Source organism: Nonomuraea sp. NPDC003709, from assembly GCF_040610775.1.
Taxonomy (GTDB): Bacteria; Actinomycetota; Actinomycetes; order Streptosporangiales; family Streptosporangiaceae; genus Nonomuraea; species Nonomuraea angiospora_A.
Window position 1 is genome coordinate 562367 of record NZ_JBEXMW010000003.1, and the last position, 11875, is coordinate 574241.

11 protein-coding genes and 1 riboswitch are annotated in these 11875 nt (G+C 69.0%); of the genes, 9 read left to right on the forward strand and 2 right to left on the reverse strand.

The window, feature by feature from the left end:
• Positions 1 to 8: 8 nt before the first annotated feature.
• From panC to ABZX61_RS11305, 4 genes are all read left to right on the forward strand, one after another.
• Positions 9 to 845, forward strand: coding sequence for a pantoate--beta-alanine ligase (panC, locus tag ABZX61_RS11290; RefSeq protein ID WP_355193560.1), 837 nt, complete (start codon positions 9 to 11; stop codon positions 843 to 845).
• A gap of 19 nt (positions 846 to 864) precedes the next feature.
• Positions 865 to 1371, forward strand: a complete 507-nt coding sequence (locus tag ABZX61_RS11295) for a DUF6624 domain-containing protein (protein WP_355193562.1) — start codon at positions 865 to 867, stop codon at positions 1369 to 1371.
• A 63-nt stretch (positions 1372 to 1434) separates the two neighbouring features.
• Positions 1435 to 3960: an L-aspartate oxidase gene (locus ABZX61_RS11300; protein ID WP_355193564.1), complete on the forward strand. Its 2526-nt coding sequence runs from the start codon at positions 1435 to 1437 to the stop codon at positions 3958 to 3960.
• A gap of 3 nt (positions 3961 to 3963) precedes the next feature.
• A complete protein-coding gene (locus ABZX61_RS11305) occupies positions 3964 to 4746 on the forward strand; it encodes a type III pantothenate kinase (protein WP_355193566.1) in 783 nt (260 codons plus the stop codon).
• A 66-nt stretch (positions 4747 to 4812) separates the two neighbouring features.
• Here the strand turns inward: ABZX61_RS11305 and ABZX61_RS11310 are convergent, their stop codons facing one another.
• The gene (locus ABZX61_RS11310) at positions 4813 to 5304 is read right to left on the reverse strand and encodes a hypothetical protein (protein ID WP_350723746.1); all 492 of its coding nucleotides are present in this window, start codon (positions 5302 to 5304) and stop codon (positions 4813 to 4815) included.
• 146 nt (positions 5305 to 5450) lie between these two features.
• Here ABZX61_RS11310 and lysX point away from each other — a divergent pair, with 146 nt between their 5' ends.
• The 3 genes from lysX (at position 5451) to ABZX61_RS11325 (ending at position 8273) form a co-directional block, all read left to right on the forward strand.
• A complete protein-coding gene (gene lysX, locus ABZX61_RS11315; RefSeq protein ID WP_350723744.1) occupies positions 5451 to 6932 on the forward strand; it encodes a bifunctional lysylphosphatidylglycerol synthetase/lysine--tRNA ligase LysX in 1482 nt (493 codons plus the stop codon).
• Positions 6933 to 7016: 84 nt separating this feature from the next.
• Positions 7017 to 7418, forward strand: coding sequence for a helix-turn-helix domain-containing protein (locus ABZX61_RS11320; RefSeq protein WP_355193569.1), 402 nt, complete (start codon positions 7017 to 7019; stop codon positions 7416 to 7418).
• A 642-nt stretch (positions 7419 to 8060) separates the two neighbouring features.
• Entirely contained in the window at positions 8061 to 8273 is a 213-nt protein-coding gene (locus ABZX61_RS11325; protein WP_043615366.1) for a LuxR C-terminal-related transcriptional regulator, read from the forward strand.
• A 26-nt stretch (positions 8274 to 8299) separates the two neighbouring features.
• Here the strand turns inward: ABZX61_RS11325 and ABZX61_RS11330 are convergent, their stop codons facing one another.
• Positions 8300 to 9340, reverse strand: coding sequence for a C40 family peptidase (locus tag ABZX61_RS11330; protein ID WP_355193571.1), 1041 nt, complete (start codon positions 9338 to 9340; stop codon positions 8300 to 8302).
• A gap of 5 nt (positions 9341 to 9345) precedes the next feature.
• Positions 9346 to 9495, reverse strand: a riboswitch (cyclic di-AMP (ydaO/yuaA leader).
• Between the two features lie 276 nt (positions 9496 to 9771).
• Here ABZX61_RS11330 and ABZX61_RS11335 point away from each other — a divergent pair.
• Complete coding sequence (locus ABZX61_RS11335) at positions 9772 to 10341, forward strand: amino-acid N-acetyltransferase (RefSeq protein ID WP_350723739.1); 570 nt, start codon at positions 9772 to 9774, stop codon at positions 10339 to 10341.
• 85 nt (positions 10342 to 10426) lie between these two features.
• Positions 10427 to 11815, forward strand: a complete 1389-nt coding sequence (locus tag ABZX61_RS11340) for an RDD family protein (RefSeq protein WP_355193573.1) — start codon at positions 10427 to 10429, stop codon at positions 11813 to 11815.
• The last annotated feature ends 60 nt before the right edge of the window (positions 11816 to 11875 follow it).

An 11875-nucleotide genomic window follows, 5' to 3' on the forward strand; every position in this document is an offset into this window, starting at 1 on the left:
GGCATCTTATGGAGTTGATCGTCGCCAAGGGTCGGGAAGACCTGGTCAAGGCACGCCGGGGTGGTGAGGTGGCTCTGGTGCCCACCATGGGTGCGCTGCACGAGGGGCACAGGTCGCTGATCAGGCAGGCCCGCGTGCGCGCCGATCAGGTCGTGGTCAGCATCTTCGTCAACCCCCTGCAATTCGGCCCAAGCGAGGATTTTTCACGCTATCCCCGTACATTCGACGCCGACCTGGACGTGTGCCGGGCCGAGGGCGTGGACGTCGTCTTCCATCCGGACGCCGCGGAGATGTATGCGTCCGACCGCCAGGTGAGCGTCTCGGCGGGCCACATGGGCTCGATCGTCGAGGGCGCCTTCCGGCCCGGCCACTTCGACGGCGTGCTGACGGTCGTGCTCAAGCTGTTCAACCTGGTCCAGCCCGACCTGGCGGTCTTCGGGCAGAAGGACGCCCAGCAGCTCGCCCTCATCCGCCGCATGGTCGCCGACCTCGACCTGCCCATCGAGATCCTGGGGGCGCCGACCGTACGCGAGCCCGACGGCCTGGCCCTGTCGAGCCGCAACCGCTACCTGTCCGGCGACGACCGCCAGGTGGCGCTGGCGCTCTCCCGCGCGCTGCGGGCGGGCGCGGCCGAGCTCACCCCGGCCCGGGTCCGTACGGTGGCCCAGGAGGTGCTCGACGCGGCCGGGCCCCGGCTCACGACCGACTATCTGGCGCTGGTCGATCCGGCGACGTTCGCCGAGGTGGACGAGTCGTACGCGGGGATGGCCGTGCTCGCGGTCGCCGCCACGGTGGGCACCACCCGGTTGATCGACAACGTCACCCTCACCTTGAATCCCGCCTGAGGCGGTTTACCGTCGGGTCATGACCGACGAGGAGCTGCGGGACGAGTTGCTCCGGCGCATGGAGATGGACCAGGCGATGCGCGACCCGGCCAAGGGTTTTCCCGACGACCGGCAGCTGGCGCGGCTGCAGAAGCTCGACGGGGGAAACACCGCCTGGCTCTACGCCGTGGTCGCCACCCGCGGCTGGCCGCTGGTCTCGCAGGTCGGGCACCGGGCCGCGCGGGCGGCCTGGCTGCTGGCCCAGCACGCCACCTCCCGCCGGGCGCAGCGGGTCTTCCACGAGGCGATGGCCGACGCGGTCGAGCGCGAGGAGGCCTCGCCGCACGACTTCGCGTACCTGGAGGACCGGGTACGCGTCCGCTCGGGCCGTCCCCAGCTCTACGGGACGCAGTTCCACGACGGCGTAGGCGGCCTGGAGCCCATGCCGATCGAGGACCCCGGCCTGCTCGACGAGCGTCGCGCGGCCGTGGGGCTGGAGCCGTTCGCCGAGTACGAGGCGTTCATCCGGAAAACAGAGGGCCGCTGACATCTCACTCCGCACGAGGCGTTATCGTCATATTGACGAAATCCCTCAGTGAGGAGATCCCTGATGAGTGCACCGGCGATTCCCCTGCGGCTGACCGCGCCCGCGGCCGGCTGGACCGTCGAGGCGGACGTGGTCGTCATCGGCTCCGGCGTCGCGGGCCTGACCGTGGCGCTGCGCCACGCGGAGCTGGAACCGTCCGCCAAGGTGCTGGTCGTCACCAAGGACGTGCTGTCGGCGGGCTCCACCCGGTGGGCCCAGGGCGGCATCGCGGCCGTGCTCGACCCCCGCGACACCCCTGACGAGCACCTGAACGACACGTTGATCGCCGGCGTCGGGCTGTGCGACGTGCGGGCGGTGCGCACGCTCGTCACGGAGGGTCCCGGCGCGCTACGGCGGCTCATCGGCCGCGGCGCCCGTTTCGACCGCACCCCCGACGGGGAGCTCCAGCTCACCAGGGAAGGTGGGCACCGGCGCGACCGGATCGTGCACGCGGGCGGCGACGCCACGGGCGCCGAGGTGCAGCGGGCGCTCGTCGAGGCCGTGCGCGCCGCGGAGATCGAGGTGATCGAGCACGCGCTGGTGCTCGACCTGCTCAAGGACGCGCGGGGCCGGGCCAGGGGAGTGACGCTGCACGTCATGGGCGAGGGCGCCCGCGACGGGGTGGGCGCGGTGCGCGCCAGGGCGGTGGTGCTGGCCACCGGCGGCATGGGCCAGGTCTACTCGGCCACCACCAACCCCGCCGTCTCCACCGGCGACGGGGTCGCGCTCGCGCTGCGGGCCGGGGCCGTGGTGCGCGACATCGAGTTCGTCCAGTTCCACCCGACCGTGCTGTGGCTCGGCGAGGGCTCGACGGGTCAGCAGCCGCTGATCTCGGAGGCGGTCAGGGGCGAGGGCGCGTACCTGATCGACCACGAGGGCGTCAGGTTCATGCAGGGCGCGCACGAGCTGGCCGACCTGGCGCCGCGCGACATCGTGGCCAAGGCGATCATGCGCAGGATACGTGAGACGGGCCGCGACCACATGTACCTCGACGGCCGCCACTTCGGCCGCGAGAAGTGGGAGACCCGCTTCCCCACGATCTACGCCGTCTGCCGCGAGCACGGCATCGACCCGGCCACCGAGCCGATCCCCGTGGCCCCGGCCGCCCATTACGCGAGCGGCGGCGTCATGACGGACCTGCGCGGCCGTACCTCGATCGAGGGCCTGTACGCGTGCGGCGAGGTGGCCTGCACCGGCGTGCACGGCGCCAACCGGCTGGCCTCCAACTCCCTGCTCGAAGGGCTCGTCTTCGCCGAGCGCATCGCCGAGGACATCCAGGCGGTACGCCCCGCGCCGGGCGAGCCGGTCGAGAGCGGCGCCGCCTCCGGCCTGGTGGACCCGAGGGTCAGGACCAGGATCCAGGCGCACATGAGCACCGGGGCGAGCGTGCTGCGCAGCCGCGAGTCGCTGCTGGCCACGGCCAGGGCGCTGCGCGACGCCCGCTGGACGCCGGTCGAGGTGCCCGCCTGCACCGAGTCCTGGGAGGCCACCAACCTGCTCACCGTCGCCACCGTGCTCACCGGCGCGGCGGCGGCCAGGCTCGAGACCCGCGGCTCGCACTGGCGCGAGGACTACGGCACCCGTGACGACAACGAATGGCTGGGCCACCTGGACGTGACCCTGACCGAGGAGGGCCCCCGCATGACGTACACGCCCCACGGCGACGCGATTCCGCCGCGCCTGGCGCAGGAGCTGACCGCCGCCGGGCTGGACCCGGCCGAGGTGGACGCGCTGATCGACCGGGCGCTGGCCGAGGACCTGCAGGAGGCCGGCGACGTGACGAGCGTGGCCACGATCCCGGCGGAGCAGCGTTCGGTGGCCGACGTGGTGGCCCGCAAGGACGGCGTCGTGGCCGGGCTGGCGGTCGCGGAGGCGGTGTTCGTCCGGCTGGGCGCCGCCCGTACCGAGAGGAGGGCCAAGGACGGCGAGCGGGTGCGGGCCGGAGACGTGCTGATGACGGTCGAGGGGCCGGTACGGGCCCTGCTGACGGCCGAGCGCACCGCGCTCAACCTGCTCACGCACCTGTCCGGGGTGGCCACGCTGACCGGCAGGTGGGTGGAGGCGATCAGCGGCACGGCGGCGCGCGTGCGGGACAGCCGCAAGACGCTGCCGGGGCTGCGGGCGCTGGAGAAGTACGCGGTGCGCTGCGGCGGCGGCGTGAACCACCGGATGTCGCTGTCGGACGCCGCGCTGATCAAGGACAACCACGTCGTGGCGGCCGGTGGGGTGGCCGAGGCGTTCAGGGCGGTCAGGGCGCGCTACCCCGACCTGCCGATCGAGGTGGAGATCGACCGGCTCGATCAACTGGAGGCCGTATTGGCCGAGGGAGCCGAGGAGATCCTGCTGGACAACTTCACGATCGAGGACACGGACCGTGCCGTACATGTCGTGAAAAATCGGGCAGGGAACAGGGTTGCGCTCGAAGCCAGCGGGGGATTGACCTTGGAATCGGCTCGTCGCGTGGCCGAAACTGGCGTTGACTATCTGGCGGTGGGCGCGCTGACGCACTCTGCGCCGGCTCTGGACATCGCATTGGATCTGCGGGGGTAATTGATGCTGCTCACGATCGACGTCGGCAACACGCACACCGTGCTCGGGCTGTTCGAGGGCGAGGACGTCATCGAGCATTGGCGGCTGGCCACCGACGCCCGCCGCACCGCCGACGAGATCGCCGTCGTCCTCCAGGGGCTGCTGGCGCAGTCGCCGCTGCTCAAGGGGGCCGACATTGACGGCATCGCCATCTGTTCGACCGTTCCGAGCGTGCTCAACGAGATGCGTGAGATGTGCCGCCGCTACTACGGCGACGTGACGGCGGTGATCGTGGAGCCGGGCATCCGCACCGGGGTGCCCGTACGCATGGACAACCCCAAAGAGGTCGGCAGCGACCGCATCGTGAACGCGCTGGCGGCCATCGAGCAGTACGGCGGCCCCTGCGTCATCGTCGACTTCGGCACCGCGACCTCGTTCGACGCGGTGTCGGCCAAGGGCGAGTACGTCGGCGCGGTGACCGCGCCCGGCATCGAGATCTCGGTCGACGCGCTGGCCGCCGCCGGGGCCCAGCTGCACAAGGTGGAGCTGGTCAGGCCGCGCTCGGTGATCGCCAAGAACACCGTGGAGGCTCTGCAGGCCGGCATCATCTACGGCTTCGCGGGCCAGGTGGACGGGATCGTGGAGCGGATGGCGGCCGAGCTGGCCGACGACCCCGACGAGGTGACGGTGGTGGCCACGGGCGGGCACGCGGCGCTGGTGGTGGGCGAGTCGCGCTCCATCGACGTGCACGAGCCGTGGCTGACGCTCATGGGCCTGCGCCTGATCTACAAGCGGAACACGGCCTGAGCCCCGACAGGAAAAAGCGGCCTCCCGCCCGGGTGGGAGGCCGCTCGCACGTCCGGGGACGACTCGTCACTCGCTCTCGGCGGTGTAGATGTAGTCCCAGGGGCTGCACTTCGTGGGGTAGTTGCTGTACTGGCCGATCTGGCAGACCTTCACCCGCACGCTGAAGACGTCGTTCTCCGAGAAGGTGAACTTCTTGTAGCCGGGGAAGCCGCAGTACTTCTTGGAGAAGACCGGCGACCAGTCGTGGTCGAAGTCGCTGGCCTCGAACTTCACGAATGCGCACTTGCCGCCCTCGTCCTCGTCGCGGTTGTCCAGGTCGTAGAGCCGGCCCTTGACGGTGACCTCGTTCGACTCGCCGTCCTCGTCCCAGCTGACGCCGATCCAGCCCTGCGACTTCGCCAGGCCGTTCTTGGAGTAGACGGGGCTCCAGTAGTCGGAGTAGTCGTCGTCGTGGTTCGCGGCGCCGGCCGTGGCGGCGTTGGCGGCGGAAGGCAGCGACAGGGCCAGAGCGCTGGTGGCGGCGACGGCGAGGAAACCTGTCGCGATCTTCTTCAACATCTTCTCTCCTTGAGCTCCCCTTGGACCGGCTCCCTACCGGTTCCCCCCTGAGCTCGTGAGACATTGATAGAAGAGGGCTCTTGCAACGGTCCTGCAGCGTGCCGACGAACCCTTGCAGGTCGCCATATCCCCTACCCTTTGTTCTTGTGAGCGACGAACTTCCCGAGCAGATGCGCATCCGGAGGGAGAAGCTCGACCGCCTTCGCAGCGAAGGCGTCGACCCTTACCCGGTGAATTTCCCCCGTACGGCCACCAACGCCGAGGTCCGGGAGAAATACCAGGGCCTGGAGCCCGACACCGCCACCGGCGACACGGTCGCGGTCGCGGGGCGCGTCATGCTCAACCGCGTGGGCGGCAAGCTCTGCTTCGCCACGCTCCGCGACGGCGGCGCCGACCTGCAGGTCATGATCTCGCTCGACAAGGTGGGCGAGGACTCGCTGGCCGCGTGGAAGCGCGACGTCGACCTGGGCGACCACGTGGGCGTGACCGGCGAGGTCATCACCTCGCGGCGCGGCGAGCTGTCCATCCTCGCCGACAGCTGGCAGATCACCGCCAAGTGCCTGCGTCCGCTGCCGGAGAAGCACGTCGGGCTCACCGACCCGGAGGCGCGCGTCCGCCAGCGCTACGTCGACCTCATCGTCAACGACGAGTCGCGGAAGATGGCCCGCCTGCGCAGCGCCACGGTGCGCGCCGTGCGCGACTTCTGGCACGAGGAGGGCTACCTCGAGGTCGAGACGCCCATGCTGCAGCCCATCCACGGCGGCGCGGCGGCCCGGCCCTTCAAGACCCACATCAACGCCTACGACATGGAGCTCTACCTTCGCATCGCGATCGAGCTCTACCTCAAGCGGCTCGTGGTCGGGGGCATCGAGAAGGTCTTCGAGATCAACCGCAACTTCCGCAACGAAGGCGCCGACTCCACGCACAACCCCGAGTTCACGATGCTCGAGGCCTACGGCACCTACCTCGACTACAACGACATGGCCGACCTGACCCAGCGGATGTACCAGAAGGCCGTGGTGGCCGCCCTGGACACCACGGTGGTCGTCCATGACGGGGTGGAGGTCGACCTCGGGATCGCCCGGTGGCCGCGCATCACCCTGTACGGCGCGGTGTCGGAGGCCGTGGGCGAGGAGATCACCACCGCGACCGGCCTGGAGGAGCTCCGCAAGATCGCCGATCGGCGCGAGATCCACTGGGACCCGAAGTGGGGCCAGGGCAAGCTGGTGCAGGAGCTCTTCGAGGCACTGGTGGAGCACACGCTCGTCCAGCCCACGTTCGTGATGGACTACCCGCTGGAGACCTCGCCGCTGACCCGCCAGCACCGGGACAACCCGCTGCTGACCGAGAAGTGGGACCTGATCGGCTTCGGCACGGAGCTGGGCACGGCCTACTCCGAGCTGATCGACCCGATCGAGCAGCGCCGCCGCCTGGTGGAGCAGTCCCTCCTGGCCGCCGGGGGCGACCTCGAGGCGATGCAGCTGGACGAGGACTTCCTGCAGGCCCTCGAGTACGCGATGCCGCCCACCGGGGGCATGGGCGCGGGGATCGACCGGATGATCATGGCCTTCACCGGCAAGAACATCCGCGAGACCATCCTCTTCCCGCTGGTCAAGCCCACCCACTGACCCGCATCCTGCCGCCGTCGTAGAGCGCCCGCCGCGGGCGCTCTACCCTCTCCTGGTAAGCAGCGATCGGGAAGGGGCGAGCGGATGGCCACGAAGACGGCGGCGGAGCAGCGGGACGAGGCCAGGCAGGTCTTCGACGCGTACTTCGCCGAATGCCCCTCCAGGAAGCTGCTCGACACCCTCAGCGACAAATGGGTCACCCTCCTGCTGACCGCGCTGGCGCAGGGCCCGCGCCGCTACAGCGACCTGTCCAGGCGCATCGCGGGCGTCAGCCAGAAGATGCTCACGCAGACCCTGCGCGGCCTGGAGCGTGACGGCCTGGTCTCGCGCACGCTCACCCCTTCTGTGCCGGTACGGGTGGACTACGCGCTCACCCCGCTGGGCGAGAACCTGATGCCGTTGGTGGCCGCGATCAAGAGCTGGGCCGAGACGCACATGGAGGACGTCGAGGCCGCCAGGGACCGCTACGACGCCGCCGGCGCCTGAGCGATCATCGCCGTCGCGAATCCGGCTTCCGGGCCGCCCGGTTTCCGATCCGAAGCCGCTTGTAAGCATCGCGTCAAGGCCGCGGAGGCGCGGGTCAGGGAGCGTCCGTGGTGTCCCGGCCATCCCTGTGATCCCGCCGGGCACGCGCACCCGGAAACGAGGCCGCCCGGCCCGGCGGTCAGAGCAGGACGCCCGCCACCCGGCGGGCCGCCGACCTGAACCCGCGGCGGCAATTGCCATAGCGGATTGATCCAATTGCCTTAATCGACTGCCTGACCTGGGTTGTCGGATCGTGTGGGAGCGCGGTACAAAGCGAGCGATTGGTGGCTTGCCGTGCGCCGGAAAGATCGCGTCACGGACGCGTGTCCCGCGATAACGCGGGTATCGATCATGCGGAATATCCATGGCGAACTGATCGAAAACCGGAACGCTGGTCAGGGCCATTCCGGAAGCCCCAATGTGATCACTCTACGTTCTGACATATCGCGAGTGCGTCATATATAGCGGATCATGTCAATAGCGCTCGTCAAGTGCGGCGATTGTCATGCTTGACGACCTTTCCACGATGCGTTTACCGTCTGCGAGGAGCGGCTTTGGCCCGTCTGTGAGGTCCAAGTTCTGCTGTTGGGGGGAGGGCTCCCGATGGATGTGCTCACTGAAGGCGTTGAGCTCAGCCATGCTGATTTGGCGCTGCTGGCGGAGTTGGCCAAGGGAGTCACGGTCGATCGGGTTGGGCGGCGGCTGGATATCAGCGGGCGCACGGTACGACGAAGATTGCGCGGCATCTGCGACCGCATAGGCGTGGCCACGGCGATCGAGGCCGTGGCCTGGGCAGCCCGCCGCCAGCTGATCTAGCCGCGGCGGACCGCCGGGGTGCGGGCTCAGTCGGCGATGCGCACCGCGCCGGCGAACGGCCGCCTCGCGATCGACGCGATCCGTACGACGTCACCCGTCTGCGGGGCGTGCACCATCATGCCGCCGCCGATGTAGATGCCCACGTGGTGCAGGTCGCTGTAGAAGAACACCAGGTCGCCCGGCCGGAGTTCCTCGCGCGAGACGTGCCGGCCGGCCGTCCACTGGTCGCCGGTGTAGTGCGGCAGCGAGATGCCCACCCGCTGGAACGCCGCCATGACGAGCCCGGAGCAGTCGTACGAGCCGGGGCCCTCGGCGCCCCAGACGTACGGCTTGAGCTGCTGCGTGAGCGCCCACCGCGCGGCCTCAGCGGCCTTCCCCGAGCCCGGGATCGGCAGGTTGACGCGCACGGCCCGCGTGCCGGGGCGCCCGGCCTCGCCCAGGGCCCGACTGAACAGGCTGCTCTCGACCTTCGTCACCAGCTTGGTGATCTTGTTGCGCTTGGCCTCGAGGTCCGTGACGAGCTTCTGGACCTCGTCGATGCGGGCCGTGGCGCTCTCCTTGGCGCGGGTGGCCGTGTCCATCGCCTTGGTGAGCTGGTTGATCTCCTCGCCCTGCTCGGTCTGCAGCGCGTACGAGGTCGCGGCGCGGTTGAGGAAGCCCTCGGGGTCGTCGGAGGTGGTGAAGGCGAGGGTCTTCAGGCCGCCCGTGATGTAGGCGTTCTGGGCCAGCGCGACGGCTTTCGAGCGCTTGGCGGCGAGATCCGTCTCGCTGCTCGTCAGCGTCTTCTCCGCGGCCTCGGCGGCCTTCTTGGCGGTCTTGAGCTTCTCCCGCTGGCCGTTGTACTGCTCGGTCAGCGTCTCGATGTCGGTGTGCAGCTTCGTGGCCTGGTCGGCGAGCTCTTTCAGCGAGGGCTCGGGATCCGCGGACGCCGAACCGACGGGGATGGCGAACAGCAGCGCGGCGACTGTGAGACTCACCACACCGACGCGGCGTCGTCGCCGGGCCCGTTCCGGAGGGCGGGCGTGCTTGCCCGCCGACTTCCCCCCACCGCTGAGCGTGGGCTTCACCAACCAGCTCCTCTCGTCGACGCCTACCGGGTTAGCTGACGGGTTCGGGCCGGAGCAGCCCTACCGAAAGACTCGGATTCACCCCAGTGGTGGCGTAGGAGGTCGCCACCGGCGGTTCCCCGGCTTCTCTTGCGAGAATTGGGCGTGCATCCCGCGCGACACGCGGGAAACATTGTCGCTGGACACTAATGCACTCCGGGTTCGTGCTCAACCAGAACTGCCAAGTCTGTAGAGGTTTCACAACCGAAGGGTCACAAGGTGATCTCGTGGTCACCCGTGCGGAAGAGGCCCTACGCCCTATTTGTCCGCGCTTTCGGCGGGCGCGAGCTGGCCGCGCGGTCCCGTGCCGATCTGACCACGAGATGTAACAAGATGGGCCGAGACATGGGAGTTAGGGCTGAGCCGTAATGAGATCTGTACCCTGGAGAACCATGGAGCAGGTGGCCGAGCTGACAGTGCCCGAGACCGCGGTGGTGGTCCGGCGTGCCCGCACGCCCGACGTGCGCATGGTCAGACGCCTGGTGGACACCTACGCGGGGGCGGGGCCGCGGCTCCTGGAGAAGGCCACGGTGACGCTGTACGAGGACGTACAGGAGTTCTGGGTGGCCGAGCGAGACGGGCAGGTCGTCGGCTGCGGCGCGCTCCACGTGCTCTGGGAGGACCTCGCGGAGGTCCGCACGGTGGCGGTGGATCCCGAGTGCCGGGGGATGGGCGTCGGCCACCGGATCGTCTCCGCGCTGATCCAGCAGGCTAAGGATTTGGGTCTGCGACGTGTATTCTGTCTTACTTTTGAGGTCGACTTCTTCGCGCGACTCGGGTTCCGCCCGATTCAGGGCACACCGGTCTCACCTGAGGTCTACGCCGAACTGCTGGCCTCGTACGACGAGGGTGTTGCCGAGTTTTTGGATCTTGAACACGTCAAGCCGAACACGCTGGGAAACACCCGCATGCTGCTCCACCTGACATCGGGTGACGTGGACCTTGACCAGATGGAAAGGTGATTGTTGATACCTATGTCGATACGTTGGGCAGCACAGGCATGTGTCCTGACACGTGCCACATGCGCACTCGAAGCGAGGTGACACGGTGAGCACCGGACAGCCGCCGTATCCACAGGACGAATCCGGAGACAACTCTGCGCCTCCCTATTACGGGCAGCAGAACCAGGGCCGCCACCCCGGCGAGCCCGACCCGGACGCGACTGTGATCGGCTACCGGGCGGACGACGCCTATGGGCAGCAGCCCCCGTACGGTCAGCAGGGCTATGGCCAGCAACAGCAGTACGGACAGCAACAGCAGTACGGTCAGCAGCAACCCCAGTACGGACAGCAGCAGCACGGCCAGCAACCCCAGTACGGCCAGCAGCAGCAGTCCCAGCCTGACTACGGCCAGCAGGCCCAGTCCCAGCAGGGCTACGGGCAGCAGGGCTACGGTCAGCAGCCGCAGTCCCAGGCGGACTACGGTCAGCAGCAGTACGGCCAGCAGGGCTACGGTCAGCAGCCGCAGTCGGGTCAGCAGGGCTATGGCCAGCAGTACGGCCAGCAGCAGCAGTCCCAGCCCGGCTACGGCCAGCAGGCCCAGTCCCAGCCGGGTTACGGGCAGCAGCCGCAGTCGGGTCAGCAGGGCTACGGCCAGCAGTACGGCCAGCAACCCCAGTCGCAGCCGGACTACGGTCAGCAGCAGTACGGCCAGCAGCCGCAGTCCCAGCCGGACTACGGTCAGCAGCAGTACGGTCAGCAGCCCCAGTCGCAGCCCGATTACGGCCAGCAGCAGTACGGCCAGCAGGGCTACGGCCAGCAGCAGCAGTCCCAGCCCGGCTACGCCCAGCAGGGCTACGGCGACCAGCAGTACGGCCAGCAGCAGTACGGGCAGCAGGGTTACGGGCAGGCGCAGCAGTACGGCCAGCCCGGCTACGGCCAGGCCTACGGCCAGCCCGGGCCCGTGGGCGTGCAGCCGCCCGGCGCGCCGGCACCGCTGGCGGAGTGGTGGCAGCGCCTGGTGGCGAGGCTCATCGATGGGGTCATCCTCTTCATCGTGAACCTGGTCATCGGTCTGATCATGGGCGTGCTGTTCCTGGCCACCTACTCTTCGCTGGACGGCAGCAGCGGCGGCATGTTCTCAGGTGTGGTCGTGACCATCCTGACGGCGCTCGTCGTGACCGCCCTGTGGGTCGCCTACGACTTCTTCCTCCTGAAGGCGAAGGGGCAGACCGTCGGCAAGATGGTCATGGGCATCAAGGTCGTCCCCGTGGGCCAAGGCATACCGCCGGGTGGCCTGCCGACCGACGTGGCGCTCAAGCGCGCCGGCGTGACGTGGGGCGGCTGGATCCTCAACGCTCTCCCTCTGGGCTTCATCGGCTCGCTGCTCGCCTACGCGGCCGTGGGCGTCAACGGCGCCTCCCAGCTCTGGGACAAGCCGCTGCAGCAGACGTTCGCGGACAAGTTCTCCAACACCGTGGTGGTGAAGATCAAGTAGTCCAAGCGTCAGGTAAAAGCAGGGGCCGGCTTCGCGTCGGCCCCTGTTTTGTGTGCACAG

Coding starts and splice junctions, on each gene's coding strand:
- ABZX61_RS11305 (WP_355193566.1), top strand. CDS start 3,964: ATGCTGCTCACGATCGACGTCGGCAACACGCACACCGTGCTCGGGCTG.
- ABZX61_RS11335 (WP_350723739.1), top strand. CDS start 9,772: ATGGAGCAGGTGGCCGAGCTGACAGTGCCCGAGACCGCGGTGGTGGTC.
- panC (WP_355193560.1), top strand. CDS start 9: ATGGAGTTGATCGTCGCCAAGGGTCGGGAAGACCTGGTCAAGGCACGC.
- ABZX61_RS11295 (WP_355193562.1), top strand. CDS start 865: ATGACCGACGAGGAGCTGCGGGACGAGTTGCTCCGGCGCATGGAGATG.
- ABZX61_RS11320 (WP_355193569.1), top strand. CDS start 7,017: ATGGCCACGAAGACGGCGGCGGAGCAGCGGGACGAGGCCAGGCAGGTC.
- ABZX61_RS11300 (WP_355193564.1), top strand. CDS start 1,435: ATGAGTGCACCGGCGATTCCCCTGCGGCTGACCGCGCCCGCGGCCGGC.
- ABZX61_RS11310 (WP_350723746.1), bottom strand. CDS start 5,304: ATGTTGAAGAAGATCGCGACAGGTTTCCTCGCCGTCGCCGCCACCAGC.
- ABZX61_RS11325 (WP_043615366.1), top strand. CDS start 8,061: ATGGATGTGCTCACTGAAGGCGTTGAGCTCAGCCATGCTGATTTGGCG.